12 protein-coding genes and 1 pseudogene are annotated in these 16,689 nt (G+C 67.6%); all 13 read left to right on the top strand.

All coding sequences use genetic code 11. The features are described from left to right. Position 1: 1 nt before the first annotated feature. Positions 2-889 (top strand): annotated as a pseudogene (gene motD, locus NR101_RS03585) (flagellar motor protein MotD); the annotation flags it as partial. Between the two features lie 107 nt (positions 890-996). Beyond that, positions 997-1,779 carry a ParA family protein gene (locus NR101_RS03580; RefSeq protein ID WP_256776947.1) on the top strand — a complete coding sequence of 261 codons (783 nt, stop codon included), beginning with the start codon at positions 997-999 and terminating at the stop codon, positions 1,777-1,779. Next, a complete protein-coding gene (locus NR101_RS03575; RefSeq protein WP_256777705.1) occupies positions 1,776-2,345 on the top strand; it encodes a hypothetical protein in 570 nt (189 codons plus the stop codon). Before NR101_RS03580 ends, NR101_RS03575 begins: the two co-directional genes overlap by 4 nt. After that, positions 2,342-3,298, top strand: coding sequence for a chemotaxis protein CheW (locus NR101_RS03570; protein ID WP_256777704.1), 957 nt, complete (start codon positions 2,342-2,344; stop codon positions 3,296-3,298). Before NR101_RS03575 ends, NR101_RS03570 begins: the two co-directional genes overlap by 4 nt. Positions 3,299-3,598: 300 nt before the next feature. Then, entirely contained in the window at positions 3,599-3,907 is a 309-nt protein-coding gene (locus NR101_RS03565; protein ID WP_256777586.1) for an STAS domain-containing protein, read from the top strand. Beyond that, positions 3,904-4,269: a response regulator gene (locus NR101_RS03560; protein WP_159496673.1), complete on the top strand. Its 366-nt coding sequence runs from the start codon at positions 3,904-3,906 to the stop codon at positions 4,267-4,269. Before NR101_RS03565 ends, NR101_RS03560 begins: the two co-directional genes overlap by 4 nt. Before the next feature lie 57 nt (positions 4,270-4,326). Beyond that, positions 4,327-6,306: a chemotaxis protein CheA gene (locus tag NR101_RS03555; protein ID WP_256777585.1), complete on the top strand. Its 1,980-nt coding sequence runs from the start codon at positions 4,327-4,329 to the stop codon at positions 6,304-6,306. A gap of 1,039 nt (positions 6,307-7,345) precedes the next feature. Next, positions 7,346-9,586: a methyl-accepting chemotaxis protein gene (locus NR101_RS03550; RefSeq protein WP_256777581.1), complete on the top strand. Its 2,241-nt coding sequence runs from the start codon at positions 7,346-7,348 to the stop codon at positions 9,584-9,586. A gap of 225 nt (positions 9,587-9,811) precedes the next feature. Continuing rightward, the gene (locus NR101_RS03545; RefSeq protein ID WP_256777580.1) at positions 9,812-10,591 is read left to right on the top strand and encodes a flagellar brake protein; all 780 of its coding nucleotides are present in this window, start codon (positions 9,812-9,814) and stop codon (positions 10,589-10,591) included. Positions 10,592-11,120: 529 nt separating this feature from the next. After that, on the top strand, positions 11,121-11,612 hold the full coding sequence (locus NR101_RS03540; RefSeq protein ID WP_256777579.1) for a chemotaxis protein CheW: 492 nt from the start codon (positions 11,121-11,123) through the stop codon (positions 11,610-11,612). A gap of 151 nt (positions 11,613-11,763) precedes the next feature. Continuing rightward, positions 11,764-12,147: a hypothetical protein gene (locus tag NR101_RS03535; protein ID WP_256777578.1), complete on the top strand. Its 384-nt coding sequence runs from the start codon at positions 11,764-11,766 to the stop codon at positions 12,145-12,147. A 96-nt stretch (positions 12,148-12,243) separates the two neighbouring features. After that, positions 12,244-14,613: a methyl-accepting chemotaxis protein gene (locus tag NR101_RS03530; protein ID WP_256777703.1), complete on the top strand. Its 2,370-nt coding sequence runs from the start codon at positions 12,244-12,246 to the stop codon at positions 14,611-14,613. Between the two features lie 348 nt (positions 14,614-14,961). Next, a partial coding sequence (locus tag NR101_RS03525; RefSeq protein ID WP_256777702.1) for a cache domain-containing protein occupies positions 14,962-16,689 on the top strand: 1,728 nt, incomplete at its 3' end.

Here is a 16,689-nt window from a genome sequence, read left to right as displayed (position 1 = left end):
CATGGCCCGTCGCAAGCACCACGAAGAGCATGCCAACCATGAGGCCTGGGCGATTCCCTATGCCGACCTCATGACGCTGCTGCTGGCCTTTTTCGTGGTGATGTACGCCATCTCCTCGCTCAACGAAGGCAAGTACCGGGTCATGGCCGACGCGCTGACCACCGCCTTCGGCGGCGCGCCACGCACCATCAACCCGGTGCAGGTGGGCAACCAGCAGGTGCAGGGCGGCGGCTGGGACAGCCCGTCGGTGATCAAGGCCGGCAACCGCGTCGGCCCGTCCGCACCGGCCCCGTCCAACGACCCCACGCTGCTGCCGGCGATGGCCTCGCAGATGCGCATGCCGGTATCGGTGCGCAACCAGGAACAGCTGCAGCGCGCCGAGCGCCAGCTCAACACCATCGCCGACAAACTCACCGCCACGCTGGCCCCGCTGATCGATCGCGGCATGATCACCGTGCGCCGCACCGAGCTGTGGATCGAGGTGGAGATCAACAGCGACATCCTGTTCCCCACCGGCTCGGCCACGCTGGACGTGCATGCGCGCGACACGCTGTCCACGCTGGCCCAGGTGCTGCGCGATGCGCCCAATGGCGTGCGCGTGGAAGGCCACACCGACAACATCCCGATCGCCACCTCGCTGTTCCCCTCCAACTGGGAACTGTCGGCCGGGCGCGCGGCCAGCGTGGTGCACCTGTTCGCCGACCAGGGCCTGCAGCCGGCGCGGCTGGCGATGGTCGGCTATGGCCAGTTCCGTCCGCGCGAAGACAACGCCAGCGCCGAAGGCCGCAACCGCAACCGGCGCGTCATGGTCATCATCCTGGCCGATACCGCCCAGGGCGTGGACCCGATCGGCCCGCAACTGACCGCCGGGTCCGCACCGGCGCCGAAGGCCGCATCCCCCTCCCTTACCCCCCTCGCCCCGGTGCAGTTGCCACCGGTGCCGGCCGGCAGCCGCGTTGGCGCCGCCGTTCCCCCTGCAATGAAGGAGTGAACCGAATGCGCATCTGGGCAATCGCCAATCAGAAGGGCGGCGTGGGCAAGACCACCACCTCCCTGGCCCTCGGCCGTGGCCTGGCCACGCTGGGCCACCGGGTGTTGCTGATCGACCTCGATCCGCATTCCTCGCTCACCCGCGCCTTCGGCGTGCCGCTGGATCCGCCGCCGCAGGGCGTGCTGGAACTGTTCGGCGCACCGCCGGCCGAGCTGTCCACGCTCAGCCACCGCAGCGACATCCCCGGCCTGGACTACGTCTGCGCACAGGCCGCGCTGGCCACCCTCGAACGCCGCAGCGCCAACCAGCCCGGGCTGGGCCTGGCGCTGCAGAACGCGCTGGGCCGCCACCAGGGCCAGCACGACTACATCCTGCTGGACTGCGCGCCCACCCTGGGCCTGCTGATGATCAACGCCTTGGCCGCGGCCGACCGCCTGATCATCCCCACCCAGGCCGAGCCACTGGCCCTGCACGGGCTGGATGGCATGGTCCGCACCGGTGAAATGGTGGAACGCTCGCGTCGCCGCACGCTGCCGATGTCGATCCTGCCGACGCTGTTCGACCGCCGCACCCGCGCCGGCAATGAAACGGTCAAGCAGATGCAGGACAAGCACGGCCACCGCGTCTGGGAGGACGCGATCCCGGTCGACACCCGCATCTGCAACGCCGCCAGCCTTACCGTGCCGCCGCAGTCCGAGGACTACCCCGGTCGCGGCCTGGCCGCCTACCGCCGCGCGCTGGAATGGATCCTGGCCGACGACGCGCTGCAGATGGAGCGCGCGGCATGAACACCGCCGGCGTGCTCGACGACTACCTGGAGCAGCTGCTCGGCGATGCCGTGCCGACCGCGCCGGCACCGGCTGACGTGCCCGCCGCCCCGGCGGCCGCGGTGGTCGCGCAGGACGGCGCTGAAGCGGCAGGCGTCGCGCTGGCGATCAGCGCCGAGTTCGTCCGTTCGACCGCGCCCGCGGCCGACGCCATGCGCGACGCGGCTGTCGACACCACCCTAGGCGCACCGGCCGAGAGCCTCGCGACCGCTCACCAAACCCCCACCTCGCCCGGCAGCCCGGCCAACCTCGCGCTGCTCGACGAACTGATGAACGACCCTGCGCTCGGACCACCCGTCGATAACCGCGCGACCGCTCACGAAACACCGACCTCGCCCGGCAGCCCGGCCAACCTCGCGCTGCTCGACGAACTCATGAACGACCCTGCGCTCGGCCCCCCGGTCGATTCCCGCCCGATCGCTCACCAAACACCGACCTCGCCCGGCAGCCCGGCCAACCTCGCGCTGCTCGACGAACTACCTCGCCCGGCAGCCCGGCCAACCTCGCGCTGCTCGACGAACTCATGAACGACCCTGCGCTCGGCCCCCCGGTCGATTCCCGCCCGATCGCTCACCAAACACCGACCTCGCCCGGCAGCCCGGCCAACCTCGCGCTGCTCGACGAACTGATGAACGACCCCGCGCTCGGCCCCCCGGTCGATACCCGCGCGACCGCTCACGAAACACCCACCTCGCCCGGCAGCCCGGCCAACCTCGCGCTGCTCGATGAACTGATGAACGACCCCGCGCTCGGCCCGCCCGGTAGAGCCGAGCCACGCTCGGCTGCTCTAGCCGCTGCCGACGCCGCCCGCCCCAGCTGGGACGACCTGCCGGACGAGGTGCTGCACGACAGCGCGCCCGCCCCCACGCGCGCACCGATCGCCGCTCCCGCTCCGCTGCCTGCCGCCCGCTCCATGCCGACGACGATGCCAATGTCCGCCCCAAGCGCCCGTGCCGCAGCGCCCGCCCCGGCGCACACCCGCCCCGGCAGCTGGCAGGAACTGCAGGCGCAGGCCCGCAACCCGGCCTCCAGTCCGCGCGAGAACCGCCGCGCCGCCGAACGCACCTCGCGCTGGCTGCGGCTGCGCTGTGGCGCCCAGGCCTATGCGCTGGAACTGCTCAAGGTGCAGGAAGTGGTCCTGCCGGTCCCGCTGCTGCCGCTGCGCGGTAGCGCTGCGGCCATGCTCGGCATCATGAACCTGCGCGGCCAGGTGGTGCCGGTGATGGACCTGGGCATCCACCTCGGCGCTGGCCCGGCCCAGGACGACGCCAGTACCCGCATCGTCGTGCTCGAAGAGGATGGCGAAACCATGGGCCTGCGTGTCTCGGCCGTGGAGGATGTCGCCAACCTCACCGATTCGCAGATCGAACCGCCGGACACCGCGCGCATCTGCCAGATCTCCAACGACCTGTTCCGCGGCGTGGCGCGCGTCACCGCACAGCCGATGATTCTGCTGGATGCGACGCAGCTGTTGAATTGACCGCGTTCCGTTGGGCAGCCACCCATGGGGTGGCTCTACCTCGGCACTCTTCATCCTGTGGGGCGGCGCTACGCCGGCACCTGTTCGCCGGTAGAGCCACGCCATGCGTGGCTGCTCTCCGATCCGGCGCCAGGACGCCCGCGGGCGCCCGAACAGGTGCGCCGCGCTGGCGCGCCAACCACCCATGGGGTGGCTCTACCCGGCCATTGCCTCCCCCCTTGAAGATCCCTTGGCCCCTCCCCCTAAAGCTTCTCCGCTTTGGGCCGTTATAAACCTCGGAACCGTTTGTCCGGAGCAACGATGAGCATTGTGGCCCTGGGTGGTGATCTCGGTATCGAGACCAGCACCGAGCTGAAAACCCGCCTGGCCCCTTTGGTGGACCAGGCCGGCGAACTGACGCTGGATGCCAGCGAAGTGAGCCGGATCCATACCGCAGCAATGCAGGTCCTGTGCGCATTCGTCGACGCCCGCCGCAAGGCAGGCCACCCGACCGGATTCGACGGTTGCACTGCAACCTTCCGTGACGCCGCGCGACTGCTCGGCGTCACCCAGGCCCTTGGCCTGGACGCAACCCATGACAACCTGAAATCTGTGGAGAACGCTGCATGAGCGCACGTATCTTGGTGGTGGACGATTCGGCGTCGATGCGCCAGATGGTCTCTTTCGCCCTCACCTCGGCCGGTTTTTCCGTCGAAGAAGCCGAGGACGGTGCCGTCGCGCTGGGCCGTGCGAAGGGCCAGCGCTTCAACGCGGTGGTGACCGACGTCAACATGCCCAACATGGACGGCATCTCGCTGATCCGCGAGCTGCGCCAGCTGCCGGACTACAAGTTCATCCCGATGCTGATGCTGACCACCGAATCGGCCGCCGACAAGAAGTCCGAAGGCAAGGCCGCCGGTGCCACCGGCTGGCTGGTCAAGCCGTTCAATCCCGAACAGCTCGTGGCCACCGTGCAGAAAGTCCTGGGCTGAGCCCAGCAACGCGTCCCGCCCCACCCTTCCCTTCCCCGCAACCGGACCCCACGCATCATGAGCATGGATCTGCAACGTTTCCACGCCACGTTCTTTGAAGAAAGCCGCGAGGGGCTGGATGCGATGGAGGCTGGCCTGCTGGCGCTCGAATCGGGCCAGCAGGACCCGGAAATCATCAACTCGGTGTTCCGCGCCGCGCACTCGATCAAGGGCGGCGCCGGCACCTTCGGCTTCGACGCGATCGCCGCGCTCACCCACGTGCTGGAAACGCTGCTGGACGAACTGCGCGCCGGCAAGCGCGCACTCGAAGCCACCGCCGTGGATGCGATGCTGTCCTCGGTGGACGTGCTGCGCGCCCTGCTGCGCGAAGCCGAACACGGCCAGCCGGCCGACCCGCAGGCGGTGGCGGCGATCAAGGCGCGCCTGGAAGCGGTGCTGTCCGGCCAGGCCGCCGCCAGTGCCCCGGTCGCGGCGGCCAAGGTCGACGACACGCCCGAAGCATGGCAGATCGGCTTTGTTCCCTCGCCGTCGCTGTTCATGAGCGGCAACGACCCACTGCGCATCATCCGCGAACTCGAACACCTGGGCTCGCTGCAGGTCGCCGCGCGCATGGAGCGCCTGCCCGGCTTCGACCAGCTCGACCCGCTCGAAGCGCACCTGGCGTGGGACCTCGGCCTGGTCGGCAAGGTGCCGCGCAGCAAGATTGAAGACACCTTCGCCTGGGTCGTGGACGACTGCGAACTGGACATCCGTCCGGCCGCACCGCCCAGCCTGGCCACCAGCGCACCGGCTGCCCCGGTAGCGGCGTCACCCGTTGCGTCTGCTGCCGCTCCTGCGCCCGGCGCGCCGGCGGCCGCCGCGCACGAAGCGGAAACCTCGATCCGCGTCGCGGTGGAAAAGGTCGACGCACTGATCAACCTGGTCGGCGAACTGGTCATCACCCAAGCCATGCTCAAGCAGGTCTCGCATGCACTGGACCCGGTGCACGCCGAACAGCTGTTCGCCGGCCTGGACCTGCTCGAACGCAACACCCGCGACCTGCAGGAAGCGGTGATCGGCGTGCGCATGCTGCCGGTGGATGCGGTGTTCCGCCGCTTCCCGCGCCTGGTCCGCGATCTCTCCTCGCGGCTGGGCAAGCAGGTGCGCCTGCGCACCATCGGCGAAGGCACCGAGCTGGACAAGGGCCTGATCGAAAAGATCGCCGATCCGCTGGTCCACCTGGTGCGCAACTCGATCGACCACGGCCTGGAAATGCCCGACGTCCGTCGCGATGCGGGCAAGGACGAAACCGGCACCATCACCCTGGCGGCCTCGCACCAGGGCGGCCACATCGTGATCGAAGTCAGCGACGACGGCCGCGGCCTCAACCGCGAAAAGATCCTGTCCAAGGCGCTCGAACGCGGCCTGAGCGTGCCCGACAACCCCACCGACGCGCAGGTCTGGGACCTGATCTTCCAGCCGGGCTTCTCCACCGCCGATGCCGTCACCGATCTGTCCGGCCGTGGCGTGGGCATGGACGTGGTCCGCCGCAACATCCAGGCGCTGGGCGGCGAAGTGCAGCTGGAAAGCAAGGCCGGCAACGGCACCCGCGTGCTGATCCGGCTGCCGCTGACCCTGGCCATCCTCGACGGCATGACCGTGGCGGTGGCCGGTGAAACGGTGATCCTGCCGCTGGCCTACGTGCTCGAAGCGCTGCAGCCGCAGCCTGAGGACGTGCGCACCATGGCCGGCGAAGGCCGCGTGCTGCGCGTGCGTGGTGAGTACCTGCCGATCCTCTCGCTGAGCGAGTACTACGGCTTCGGCGCCCGCACCAAGGACGACTCGCTGGTGGTGGTGGTCGAAGGCGATGGCCAGAAGATCGCGCTGGAAGTGGACGAACTGGTCGGCCAGCAGCAGGTCGTGGTCAAGAACATCGAAAACAACTACCGCCGCATCAGCGGCGTGTCCGGCGCCACCATCCTCGGCGATGGCCGGGTGTCGCTGATCGTGGACATCGGCGGCCTGGTGCGCTCGCTGCGGGTGCCGCAGGCGGCGTGATCTTTCGCAGTCGCGAAACATCCCCACGGTGTGCGCTGCAAACCGCGGGCCCCGGCTTACCCGCACCCAACACCCCCGCCTGTCGACGCGCCCCCGCTACCCGCGGGGGCGCTTCGTCCGTGGGTTCGGCGGCCTCGGGCGCGCGTCCTGCGGCTCACCATGACCTGCGGAACCGGTAGTGCCGGCCGCTGGCCGGCTCCTCGCATTCTCTCCTGCGCCGATACATCAGGCCGTTCCAATGTTACGTGCTGCCGGCCAGCGGCCGGCACTACCGGGGCGTGTGGCCATGCATCGCGGGCTACGTCTGCCGACCCCGCGGCTCCGGTAGTGCCGGCCGCTGGCCGGCTCCTCGCATTCCTTCCCACGCCGATACACCAGGCCGTTCCGGCGTTACGCGCTGCCCGCCAGCGGCCGGCACTACCGGGGCGTGTGGTCATGCAGCGCAAGCTATGTCTGCCGATCCCGCGGCTCCGGTAGTGCCGGCCGCTGGCCGGCTCCTCGCATTCTCTCCCACGCCGGTACATCAGGCCGTTCCAATGTTACGTGCTGCCGGCCAGCGGTCGGCACCACCGGGGCGTGTGGTCATGCAGCGCAGGCTACGTCTGCCGACCCCGCGGCTCCGGTAGTGCCGGCCGCTGGCCGGCTCCTCGCATTCCTTCCCACGCCAATACATCAGGCCGTTCCGGCGTTACGTGCTGCCGTCCAGCGGTCGGCACCACGGGGTTATGGGCCGCATTCGCGCCCCTTTTAAAACTGTGACCTCGAACTTTCCCGATACGCGGGCGTACTGACGCGCAATGTGTGCGCCTCAAGCGGAAACCTTGCCATTGCTTGCTTCTGCAACCAACGCGGCGGGATCTGCGGTGGGTCGCTTTCAGAAAAAATGTGACATGGAACACTCAAGTTAGGACCGCCCAGCGCCGTTATCCCGAGAGAGCGATGACGCCATCGTCACGCGGCCCCGCCCCATCCGCACTCGCAACGCCTTTCGCCCAGCACCCCACGGCTGTGCGCCACCGCCCTGCCCGGAGTTCACACCATGAAGTGGTTCCACAATCTGCCCATCGCCCGAAAGCTGGCGGTGGGGTTCACGCTCACGACCCTGATGACCGTCATCCTGGGCGTATTCGCCCTGGTCCGCCTCAACGGCGCCAATGCAGAACTGGCCGCCATGGCCGGCAACAACATCCCAACCCTTCAGCACCTGGGCGAAGCGCGCGCGGTGCTTGGGGAGTTCCGCACCTACGAACTGGCCCAGGTCAGCATGCTCGACCAGCCGGACAAGATCGCCGACTACAACAAGCGCATGGACGACTCGGCCAAGCTGGTCCGCGATGAGCTGGCCGCCTATGCCGCACTGCCGGCCAATGATCGCGAGCGTGCGTTGTATGCCAAGGTCGCCACCGACACCGACGCCTACTTCCGCGCCAACACCGACCTGCGCGCTGCCGTGGCCGCTGGCGACGCCGCCGCCGCCCGCGACATCTCCGACAACAAATCGCGTCCGGCGCGGCGCCAACTGTTCGAGGATCTCAAAGCGCTCGGCATATACAGCAACAGCCTCATGGCCGGCCGCATCGATGCGGCCAACGCCACCCACCGCACCAGCGTGACCGCGATCATCGCCTGCATGGTGCTGCTGTCACTTGTTGCCGCCGCCCTGGCCTTCGTCATCTCGCGCGTGATCACCCGTCCGCTGTCGCAGGCCGTGCATGCCATCAAATCGGTCGCCCGGGGCGATCTCAGCGTCAGCACCCGCGCCACCAGTACCGATGAAGTCGGGCAGATGCTGGTGGCCACCGGCGAGATGACCAGCATGCTGCGCCGCTACTCGGATGAAACCCGTCAGATGTCGGCCATGCACGCCGGCCCGGACATCTCCCACCGCATGCCGGTGGACTTCCCGGGCGTCTACGGCGAACTGGCGGTGGGCACCAACACGGTAGTGTTCGACCACCTGGACGCGATCAAGGACGCCATCGCCGTACTCAACCAGTACGCGGCCGGCGACCTGTCGCAGAATGCGCGCCGCCTGCCGGGCAGCCGCGCGATCCTGCACGAATCGATGGACGCGGCCAAGGCCAGCCTGCTGGCGATCAACACCCAGATCCAGTCGCTGGCCCAGGCGGCAGCCGCGGGCGATTTCAGCCAGCGTGGCGATGCGCTGCGCTTCGATCACGATTTCCGGGTGATGATCGAACACCTCAACACCATGATGGAAGTGGCCGACGGCAACCTGTCCCAGCTCTCGCACCTGCTGCAGGCGATTGCCAATGGCGACCTGACCGCACGCATGCAGGGCCAGTTCCACGGCGTGTTCGCCAGCATGCGCGACGACGCGAACTCCACCGTCGCCCAGTTGACCCAGATCGTCGGTCGCATCCAGCAGGCCTCCTCGAGTATCAGCACGGCGGCCGGCGAGATCGCCTCGGGCAACAACGACCTGTCGCGTCGCACCGAGCAGCAGGCCGCCAACCTGGAAGAGACCGCCGCCTCGATGGAGGAGCTCACCTCCACCGTGCGCCAGAACGCCGAGCACGCCCGTCAGGCCAACCAGCTGGCGATCGGCGCGCATGGCGTGGCCTCGCAGGGTGGCGAAGTGGTCGGCCGCGTGGTCAGCACCATGCATGAAATCGATGCGTCCTCGCGTCGTATCGCCGACATCATCACCGTCATCGACGGCATCGCCTTCCAGACCAACATCCTGGCGCTGAACGCCGCGGTGGAAGCGGCACGTGCCGGCGAACAGGGTCGTGGCTTTGCCGTGGTGGCCTCGGAAGTGCGCACCCTGGCACAGCGCTCGGCCAGCGCCGCCAAGGAGATCAAGGGCCTGATCGATGAATCGGTCGGCAAGGTCGCCGAGGGCTCGGCACTGGTCAACCAGGCCGGCCAAACGATGGGCGAGATCGTCGCCTCGGTGCAGCGGGTGACCGACATCATGGCCGAGATTTCGGCGGCCTCGCAGGAGCAGTCGGCGGGCATCGAACAGGTCAACCAGACCATCACCCAGATGGACGAGACCACCCAGCAGAACGCGGCCCTGGTCGAAGAAGCCACCGCCGCCGCGCGCTCGATGGAAGAGCAGGCCGGCCACCTCACCGACGCGGTGTCGCTGTTCAAGCTGGACGGCCAGTCCGCGCCGTCGGCCAGCGCGGCAGTCGTGGCCGCCCGTGCCCCGGCCGCCGCCGTACCGCGCCCCCGCCAGGCAGCCGCCCCGGTGCGTCGCACGGCGGTACGCGAGCCGGTGCTGGCCAACGAAGGCGACTGGCAGGAGTTCTGATGGTCTGCCGTTGGTTTGCGTGATGCCCACGACACCCCGCTCCGGCGGGGTGTCGTCGTTTTGCACGCCGACATACCGCGTCACGGTGCGACTGATGCCGCCCTGGCCGGACAGCGCAGTCGGACCGCTCACAATTCCCCCTACATAAACGTGAACTACTGCCGATAAACGGACAGAGCCCCGGCAATCTTCGCCGACGGCGCCCGCCCAACACAGCAAGAGTCCATGTCCGAAGGCAGCCTTGACGCACACGACGGAACCCATGCCGCCCACGATGACGGCACGGATGATCGTTACCTGGTCCGCAATCCCCGGCAGATCCGCCAGTTGTTGCAGGCGCTGATCGACCAGCGTTCGCTGATCAACGCGCACCTGGGCGGCCGCGACCAGTCCTTCCCGACGGCGATCCTGGAGCTGGACGAGGACGAGGATTGGCTATTGCTGGACGGCAGTCCGTCCGAGCCCGCCAACCGGGCGGCCGAAGAGGCCGGGCATCTGCTGTGTTTTGCACAGCTGGACCGGGTGATGGTGCGGTTCCGGCTGGATCATCTTGAACGGACCGGCGGCAGCGGCCATGTGGCCTTCCGGGTGGCCTTCCCCAGTGAGCTGGTGCATCTGCAGCGGCGTGAGCTGTACCGGCTGGAGACGCCGATCACCGATTCGCCGCACGTGCGTTTTCCGGTCAACGAGGATCGCAGCGAGGCGCTGCACCTGCGGGTGGTGGACATCAGCGGCGGTGGCCTGGCGGTGACGGTGCCGCCGGACTGCAATGTGTTTTCGATGCAGAAGCGCTACCAGGCGCGGCTGGACATGCCCGACAGCGGTCCGCTGGAGGTGTCGTTGATCGTCTGCAACCAGCTGGCGGTGAAGCTGCCCAACGGGGTGGAGATGAAGCGCGTGGGGATGCGCTTTGACAACCTGCCGCGCGGTGGGGACAGCGCGATCCAGCGCTATATCTTCCGCATCGACCGGCAGCGCAGTGCGCGCAAGAACGGGGAGAGTTGAGTGGTTGGTTTTTTGCCAGCGGCAACGGCAACGGCAACGGCCAAGCAGCGGTGCGATTGTGTCGCGCTGGGTCGGTACGGGTGGGTTGGCGGGACACGCTGCAAGTCCCGCTCCGCGGCCCGGTCCAGCCGCTGGCGGCTGTCCGTTCAGTCGTATGCGAGGCAGTGCCTCGCAAGCAATGCGCCTTCACCCCTGTAAGCTCGCATACGCCATCCATGGCGCATGACGGTCCCGCCAACCCACCCGTACCGGCCTTCGAGAGATCGCTTTCGCCGCGTTGAGATCAAGAGCACGCGGCGGATGGGGGGTTTGGTTGAGGTGCCGAGCATGGCTCGGCACTACCCTCCCCCAATCATCGGGGCGGCTTCTCCCATCCGGTCGCGGCAAGGTGTCAGGGCGGGCGCCGCGCGTCAGCAGCGAATCGCTGGACCTCGCTCGCCACACCCCCTCTAAAGTCGCCCCCATCCAGGCCGATATCCAGCGTGACGCCCGGTTTTTCTACCGCCACGCCCGACCCAGGATTCCTTCGATGAACGACAGCAACCTAAATGCCGCCAGCAGCGGTGGTGAGTACCTCAGCTTCACCCTCGGCGCCGAGCACTACGGCGTGGATATCCTCAAGGTGCAGGAAATCCGCGGCTACGACTCGGTCACCCGCGTTCCCGACGCACCGGATTACATCAAGGGCGTCATCAACCTGCGCGGCACCATCGTCCCGGTCATCGACCTGCGCCTGAAGCTGCGCCTGGAAAAGGCCACCTACGATGCCTTCACCGTCATGATCGTGCTCAACGTCGAAGACCGCGTGGTCGGCATCGTCGTGGACAGCGTCTCCGACGTCATCCCGCTCAGCGCCGACCAGATCCGCCCCACCCCCGAGTTTGGCGCCGCCGTCGATACCCGCTTCATTTCCGGCATCGGCACCCAGGACGATCGCATGCTGATCCTGCTGGATATCGAAACCCTGCTCGACAGCGCCGACATGGGCCAGCCCAGCCACGTCGAAGACGCTGCTGCCTGATCGTGCCCGTTCCGCTCACCACCGCGTGGACGCGGGGTGAAAAAAGTTCTTCAGTTCCGTCCAGGACGGCCGATAGCTGCTTCAGGACCCGGCTGTGTAGGGCTGCCCAAGGCCGGGCCAATTCGTCCATTTTCCCCGGAGATTTTTCCCGATGAAGTCCCTGCTTGCGCTGTTCTCGGTTGCCGTTCTCGCCACCTCCGCCTCGTCCGCTTTCGCCCAGTCGGCTGAAATGATCCCGCCGGAGATGGCACCGCGCTCGGTCGGCAAGGACGGCATGGTCTGCGGCAAGGTCGAAAAGGCCCGCTACGCCGAAGGTTCCGAAGGCCAGCCGACCTTCCTGTACATGGGCGGCGCCTTCCCGCGCCACACCTTCTCGGCCCGCATCGCCGGCGCCAACCGAGGCAAGTTCAGCTTCCCGCTGGAAAGCCTGGAAGGCAAAACCGTCTGCGTGATCGGCAAGATCGCCCGTGACGCATCGCGCGCTGAAATCGAAGTCAGCTCGCCGGCCGGCCTCAAGCTCGCCAACATCAAGTAATCCGCTGTACGCCATGCCACGCCGGCACCGTCCGGCGTGGTCGCTGCAACCGGGCACGATGCCCGGACGCGTTTGCCCTTGGAGATCGCACCGCCCATGCCCTGGATCAACAACCTCAAACTGATGCCGAAGTTGATGCTGACTTTCGGCGTCCTCCTGCTGGTGATGCTGCTGCAGGGCATCGTGGCCTATCGTGGCTTGTACTCACTCAACAACGTCACCACCGAACTGGCGGGCCACCGGATGGAAAGCATCCGTACTGCCGGTGAAATCCGCGGCATGGTCGGCGAATACCGCAACTCGGCCTACCAGGGCCTCATCCGCGCCAGCGCAGACGTCAAGGCCGAAGCCAAGACCCGTGCCGCCGACCTGCGCGGCAAGATCGACCTGGCCATCAAGAAATACCCCGAACTGATCGACAATCCCCAGCAGAAGAAGCTGTTTGACACCTTCGCCAAGGATTGGAAAGACTCGCTGGTTTCCTACGATGCGGTCAGCGAAATGCTGGAGCTGGACCTGCCCGACGATGCCATCGACACCTTCGTCGGCGAGACCCGCAGCAAGCACCAGAAGGCCTCGTCCGCGCTCGAAGCACTGATCGCCGAAGACAACCGGCTGGCCCGCGCCTCGCGCGAGGAAGCCGAGTCCACCTACGCCGCCTCTGCCACCCTGACCGTCATCGCCCTGCTCGGCGGCGCCGGCCTGGGCCTGGTGCTGGTGTTCCTGTTCGCCCGTTCGCTGGTGGGCAGCATGCGCGGCGCCGTGTCGGTGGCCAACGATGTCGCCAGCGGCAAGCTCGATGGCCACATCGACGTCAGCCGCAAGGATGAAGTCGGTGACCTGATGCAGGCCATGCAGCGCATGCAGCGCGACCTGCGCGAGCGCACCGAGACCGACCAGGCCATCGCCCGCGAGAACCTGCGTATCCGCACCGCGCTGGATTACAGCTCCACCGGCGTGTACCTGACCGACAACCAGCTCAACATCGTCTACGCCAACCGCGCCCTGGAGCAGAGCCTGTCCCAGTACCAGGACGAGCTGCGCAAGCACCTGCCCGAGTTCGACGCGGGCGCCTCGCTGGTCGGTCGTCCGCTCACCGTGCTGGAGCATCGCGGCGAAATGGATGCCAGCCTGCTGGCCAACCTCAAGCAGCATGGCGTGGCCCGTCGCGCGATGCAGTTCGGTGATGCCCAGTTCGCCCAGGTGGTCTCGACCATCCGCAACGAAGAAGGCGAGAGCGTCGGCCACGTCGTGGAATGGCGTGACCGTACCCCCGAAGCGCTGGTCGAGGCCGAAGTGGCACGCGTGATCGCCCAGGCCGCTGCCGGCGACCTGTCCGGCCGCATCGTCGCCGAAGGCAAGGAAGGCTTCTTCCTGCAGCTGGCACAGCAGATCAACGGCCTGCTGGACGCCAACGCGGCCAGCATCGAACAGATCTCCGGCCTGCTCACCGCGCTGTCGCAGGGCGACCTGACCGTGCGCATGCACGGCGATTTCCAGGGCGTGTTCGCCACCATGCGCGACGATGCCAACGCCACCGCCGAACAGCTCAGCGGCATCGTTACCAGGATCAAGCACTCCAGCCAGGCCATCAGCTCGGCCGCCAGCGAGATCGCCACCGGCAACAGCGACCTCTCCCGCCGCACCGAGCAGCAGGCCGCCAACCTGGAAGAAACCGCCGCCTCGATGGAGGAGCTCACCTCCACCGTGCGGCAGAACGCCGAGCATGCCCGCCAGGCCAACCAGCTGGCCATCGGCGCGCACACCGTTGCCAGCCAGGGCGGTGACGTGGTCGGCCAGGTGGTCACCACCATGAGCGCGATCCAGACCTCGTCCAAGAAGATCGCCGAGATCATCTCGGTCATCGACGGCATCGCCTTCCAGACCAACATCCTGGCGCTCAACGCGGCAGTGGAAGCGGCGCGCGCCGGCGAACAGGGCCGCGGCTTTGCGGTGGTCGCCTCCGAAGTGCGCACCCTGGCCCAGCGTTCGGCCGGTGCCGCCAAGGAGATCAAGGGCCTCATCGACGACTCGGTCGGCAAGGTCAACGACGGCTCGGCGCTGGTGCACAAGGCCGGCGCGACCATGGGCGAAATCGTTGCCTCGGTGCAGCGCGTGACCGACATCATGGCCGAGATCTCCGCAGCCTCGCAGGAACAGTCCGCCGGCATCGAGCAGGTCAACCAGACCGTCGTGCAGATGGATGAAACCACCCAGCAGAACGCCGCGCTGGTGGAAGAAGCCACTGCCGCCGCCCGCTCGATGGAAGAGCAGGCCGGCCACCTCAGCGATGCGGTGTCGATCTTCACCCTCGACGCGCAGGACGTGGTGGCACCGGTGGCGTTCGCCCCGCCAGCCTCGCGCGCCCCGGTGCGCCAAGTTGCCGCCGCACCGGCACCGGCCCGCCGCCCTGCCGCCCGCCCGGTTGCCACCGAACTGGCCGACGGCGACTGGCAGGAGTTCTAAGGCCGCCAGCGGACTGTAAACCGGCACGGCAGAAGGCCCCGATACCCATCGGGGCCTTTTTGTTGACCCCCAGGTAGCGCCACGCCATGCGTGGCTGCTCTTCCTCCGGGCGCCGCACGCAGCCACCCGTGGGGTGGCTCTACCAACGCAACCCACACACCGGGTAGAGCCACGCCATGCGTGGCTGCTCTTCCTTCCGGGCACCGTTCGCAGCCACCCATGGGGTGGCTCTACCACGCGCCACCCACTTCAATCTGAATACGCTCAGTCACTGCACCTCAATCAGCGCGCTCCCCGGCCGATAACAGCATTGCCTCGACACGATTGTCGACCCAAGACGCCCTGCACATGAATCTGATCAGCCGCTGGAACCAGTATTTCTCCAACCTGTCCGTCAGGCGCAAGCTCAACCTGCTTACCGCATTGATTGCCGTCGGCGTGATCGCCCTGGCCGTGATCGCTGCCCGCATGCAGTACCTGGACCTCACCGACACCCGCAAGGACAGCCTGAAGATCCAGGTCGAACTGACCTACGGCATCCTGGACCATTACCACCGCCTGGCCGAAACCGGCGAGCTGGATGACGCGGCAGCGAAGAAGGCCGCGCTGGAAGCCATCGAGCGCATGCGCGCCGACAACGATGCCTACTACTACAGCGTCTACGACACCGGCTACCACGTGCTCATGCATCCGTTCCGCAAGGACCTGATCGGCAAGGACATGAAGGACTTCCGCTCCGAAGACGGCGTGCGGCTGTTCCATGACCTGGTCCAGGTCGCAGGCCAGGGCGGCGGCGTGATCTCCTACAAGTGGGCCAAGGCCGGCGCCGACGGGCTCTATGACAAGTCCTCCTACGCAGGCCTGTACAAGCCGTGGCAGTGGGTGATCAGCAGCGGCGTCTACATGGAAGACGTGCAGAAGCAGGCCTTGGTCTTCACCGCCATCATGACCGTCAGCGGCGGCGTCGTGGTTCTGATCGTGCTGGCGCTGAGCTGGCTCATCGGCAACCGCATCACCCTGCCCCTGCGCCAGGCCACCCACGTGGCCGAGAGCATCGCCGCCGGCAAGCTGGACAGCCGCATCGGCGCCCAGGCCCACGACGAACCCGGCCGCCTGCTCGAAAGCATGGGCCGGATGCAGAAACAGCTGCACGCGGTCATCAGCGGCCAGCGCGACATGGCCAGCCAGCACGAGGCCGGCCAGACCCGCTTCCGTATGGACGAAAGCGCCTTCCCCGGCGAATACGGCCTGATGGTGCATGAAACCAACGCGCTGGTCGGCGCGCACGTGCAGACCATGGACGACGTCCTGCAGGTGGTGCAGCGCTACGCCGTGGGCGACCTGCACGCCGACATCGCCCGCTACCCGGGCGAGAAGGCGGAAATCACCGCCACCGTCGATACCGTCAAGCGCAACCTGGGCAGCATCAACGACGAGATCAAGCGCCTGGCCGGCGCTGCCGCTGCCGGCGACTTCAGCCAGCGCGGCGATGCCACCCGCTTCGATCACGACTTCCGCCTGATGATCGGCAACCTCAACGCGATGATGCAGGTCAGCGACGACAACCTCGGCAAGCTCTCGCAGCTGCTGTCGGGCATCGCCGAAGGTGACCTCACCGTGCGCATGCACGGCGACTTCCAGGGCGTGTTCGCCAGCATGCGCGACGACGCCAACGCCACCGTCGCCCAGCTCACCCAGATCGTCGGCCAGATCCAGGGCGCGGCCGGCAGCATCACCCAGGCCGCCGGGGAGATCGCCAGCGGCAACAGCGACCTGTCGCGTCGGACCGAGCAGCAGGCCGCCAACCTGGAAGAGACCGCCGCCTCGATGGAGGAACTGACCTCCACCGTGCGCCAGAACGCCGAGCACGCCCGCCAGGCCAACCAGCTGGCCATCGGCGCGCACAGCGTGGCCTCGCAGGGCGGTGAGGTGGTCGGCCAGGTGGTGACGACCATGAGCGCGATCGAAACCAGCTCCAGGCGCATCGCCGAGATCATCTCCGTCATTGACGGCATCGCCTTCCAGACCAACATCCTGGCGCTCAACGCGGCAGTGGAAGCGGCGCGCGCCGGCGAG

Source organism: Stenotrophomonas sp. Ste86 (genome assembly GCF_024519465.1).
In the GTDB taxonomy this organism is placed as follows: domain Bacteria; phylum Pseudomonadota; class Gammaproteobacteria; order Xanthomonadales; family Xanthomonadaceae; genus Stenotrophomonas.
The sequence above is the reverse complement of the archived record's forward strand: the minus strand, read 5'-3'. Positions and strand labels throughout refer to the sequence as shown.

What these genes read in the sequence shown, in the direction of transcription:
- NR101_RS03580 (WP_256776947.1), top strand. Translation starts at nt 997, where the DNA reads ATGCGCATCTGGGCAATCGCCAATCAGAAGGGCGGCGTGGGCAAGACC.
- NR101_RS03575 (WP_256777705.1), top strand. Translation starts at nt 1,776, where the DNA reads ATGAACACCGCCGGCGTGCTCGACGACTACCTGGAGCAGCTGCTCGGC.
- NR101_RS03570 (WP_256777704.1), top strand. Translation starts at nt 2,342, where the DNA reads ATGAACGACCCTGCGCTCGGCCCCCCGGTCGATTCCCGCCCGATCGCT.
- NR101_RS03565 (WP_256777586.1), top strand. Translation starts at nt 3,599, where the DNA reads ATGAGCATTGTGGCCCTGGGTGGTGATCTCGGTATCGAGACCAGCACC.
- NR101_RS03560 (WP_159496673.1), top strand. Translation starts at nt 3,904, where the DNA reads ATGAGCGCACGTATCTTGGTGGTGGACGATTCGGCGTCGATGCGCCAG.
- NR101_RS03555 (WP_256777585.1), top strand. Translation starts at nt 4,327, where the DNA reads ATGAGCATGGATCTGCAACGTTTCCACGCCACGTTCTTTGAAGAAAGC.
- NR101_RS03550 (WP_256777581.1), top strand. Translation starts at nt 7,346, where the DNA reads ATGAAGTGGTTCCACAATCTGCCCATCGCCCGAAAGCTGGCGGTGGGG.
- NR101_RS03545 (WP_256777580.1), top strand. Translation starts at nt 9,812, where the DNA reads ATGTCCGAAGGCAGCCTTGACGCACACGACGGAACCCATGCCGCCCAC.
- NR101_RS03540 (WP_256777579.1), top strand. Translation starts at nt 11,121, where the DNA reads ATGAACGACAGCAACCTAAATGCCGCCAGCAGCGGTGGTGAGTACCTC.
- NR101_RS03535 (WP_256777578.1), top strand. Translation starts at nt 11,764, where the DNA reads ATGAAGTCCCTGCTTGCGCTGTTCTCGGTTGCCGTTCTCGCCACCTCC.
- NR101_RS03530 (WP_256777703.1), top strand. Translation starts at nt 12,244, where the DNA reads ATGCCCTGGATCAACAACCTCAAACTGATGCCGAAGTTGATGCTGACT.